This window comes from bacterium (genome assembly GCA_023135785.1).
GTDB lineage: Bacteria > CAIJMQ01 > CAIJMQ01 > CAIJMQ01 > CAIJMQ01 > CAZNJA01.
This window is the reverse complement of record JAGLSL010000100.1, coordinates 1-2,416: the sequence shown is the minus strand read 5'-3', so window position 1 is coordinate 2,416 and position 2,416 is coordinate 1. Positions and strand designations below refer to the sequence as shown.

At 39.2% G+C, this 2,416-nt stretch carries 1 protein-coding gene; it reads left to right on the top strand.

The window, feature by feature from the left end:
- Positions 1 to 66 precede the first annotated feature (66 nt).
- A complete protein-coding gene (gene lon, locus KAS42_06560; GenBank protein ID MCK4905881.1) occupies positions 67 to 2,400 on the top strand; it encodes an endopeptidase La in 2,334 nt (777 codons plus the stop codon).
- Positions 2,401 to 2,416 lie beyond the last annotated feature (16 nt).

The following is a 2,416-nucleotide window of genomic DNA, read 5'->3' as shown; positions in this document are numbered from 1 at the left end:
AAATTAAGGGAGAATAGAATCGTTTAATCCGGGTAAAGTGAGACACTTATATCCGAACAAAAAATTATGGATATAGAATTGAAAACTCCGAAGGAAATTCCGGTCCTGCCTTTAAGAGATACGGTCGTTTTTCCGGGTATGACTGTCCCTATAACCATAGGCAAACCCGCCAGTATAAAACTCGTAGACGATGTGTCTATCGGGGATAAATTCTGTTGCTTAGTCTTGCAGAAGAAAAAATTGGATGAAGATTCCCAGCCCGAAAATTTATATAGAGTCGGGACTTTGGCGCGGATCGTAAAAATGTTTAAACTGCCAACAAATACCGTCTACCTATTGGCGCATGGAATCGAAAGAATAAAGATAGAAGATTTCACTCAAAAAGAACCCTATATAAAAGCTCACATAAATAATATACAAGAAGAAAGAAGCGGAAGGACTCCGGAAATAGAAGCCCGAATGAGAAACCTATTGCACCAATTTAAAAAAGCGGTGTCTTTATCGCCCAAAATTCCGGAAGAAGAAAGTTATATCACCGCAATTAATATTAAAGAACCTGGGAGATTAGCTGATTTTATTATCGCAAATCTTTCTCTTAGTCCCAAAGAACAACAAGACATATTGGAAACTTTGAACCCAATAGAAAGATTAAACAAAGTAGCCAAATTCTTAAACAATGAATTGGAAGTTCTCATGTTGCAGTCAAAAATCCAAGAAGAAACAAAATCGAAACTCGGCAAAACGCAGCGTGAATATTTCTTGAGGCAACAGCTTGAATCTATAAGAAAAGAACTGGGAGAAGGGGACGAAAATGCGATAGAAATAAAGGAACTAAGAAAAAAAATAGAAGAAGTGGGAATGAGCCAAGAAGCGATGAAAGAAGCAAAGAGGGAACTTAACAGATTAGATAAACTGCCTCCGCAAGCCGCAGAATATCACGTTATACGCACATATTTAGATTGGCTCGTTTCTGTTCCTTGGAACAAAAGTACAAAAGATAATCTCGATATTAATCAGGCGGCAAAAGTATTAGACGAAGATCATCACGATTTGAAAAAAGTAAAAGACAGAATTTTAGAATTTTTAGCCGTAATGAACTTAAAGAAAGATGCAAAGGGACCAGTTCTATGTTTTGCAGGTCCGCCCGGAGTGGGAAAAACATCCCTAGGCCAATCTATTGCCAGAGCATTAGGCAGAAAATTTGTCCGATTGTCTCTTGGGGGCATAAGAGATGAAGCAGAGATAAGAGGACACAGAAGAACATATATAGGAGCCCTACCCGGCAGAATAATACAAGGGTTAAGAAGAGCAGGAACAAACAACCCTGTGTTTATGTTAGATGAAGTGGACAAGATTGGCACCGATTTTAGAGGCGACCCGTCATCTGCATTACTTGAGGTTCTAGACCCCGAACAGAATTATTCATTCAGCGACCATTATCTTGACGTTGCTTTCGACCTTTCAAAGGTAATGTTTATTACAACAGCAAACATTCTACATACTATTCCGCCTGCGCTATTAGATAGAATGGAAGTTTTGGAACTGCCCGGCTACACAGGGGAAGAAAAACTTGTAATTGCTAAAAAATTTCTATTGCCTCGTCAGATAAAAGAAAACGGTTTACCCTCGGAAAATGTAAAAATATCCGACTCTGCCATTAAAAAGATAATAAGGGAATATACACGTGAGGCAGGAGTAAGAAACGTAGAAAGAGAAATTGCCAATATCCTTAGAAAAATTGCAAAAGAAATCTCTAAAGGCAAAAAAAGACATTTTGAAGTTGACGGGAAAGATGTTGCTTCATATCTTGGCCCGGTGAAATTCTTTTCCGAAACTGCCGAGCGCACGTCTGAACCAGGCGTAGCAACAGGATTGGCATGGACTCCGCAGGGAGGAGAGATACTCTTTATAGAAGCAAACAAAATGAGCGGAAAAAAGGACCTTACTTTAACAGGCCAGTTAGGTCAAACAATGCAAGAATCTGCTAAAGCCGCTTTATCTTATGTGCGTTCCAAAGCAAAGAAACTAAAAATTGATGAAGGGTTTTTTGAAAAATATGACATACATATACATGTTCCGCAGGGAGCGGTACCGAAAGATGGTCCTTCGGCAGGAATTGCCATAGCTACCGCGCTGGTATCTCTATTAACCAATAGACTGGTAAAATACAATGTGGCTATGACAGGGGAAATCACATTGAAGGGGAAAATTTTGCCTGTGGGCGGTATTAAAGAAAAAGTGCTCGCCGCTTCCCGCGCAGGAATAAAAGAGATAATTCTACCTGCAAGAAACAAAAAGGATTTGGAAGAAATTCCTGCTCATGTCAAAAAGAGTTTGAAATTTACATTTACCAAAACACTGGATGAAGTTTTTGCGCACGCCTTGACAAACAGAAAATAAGAACTTTAAGGAATGA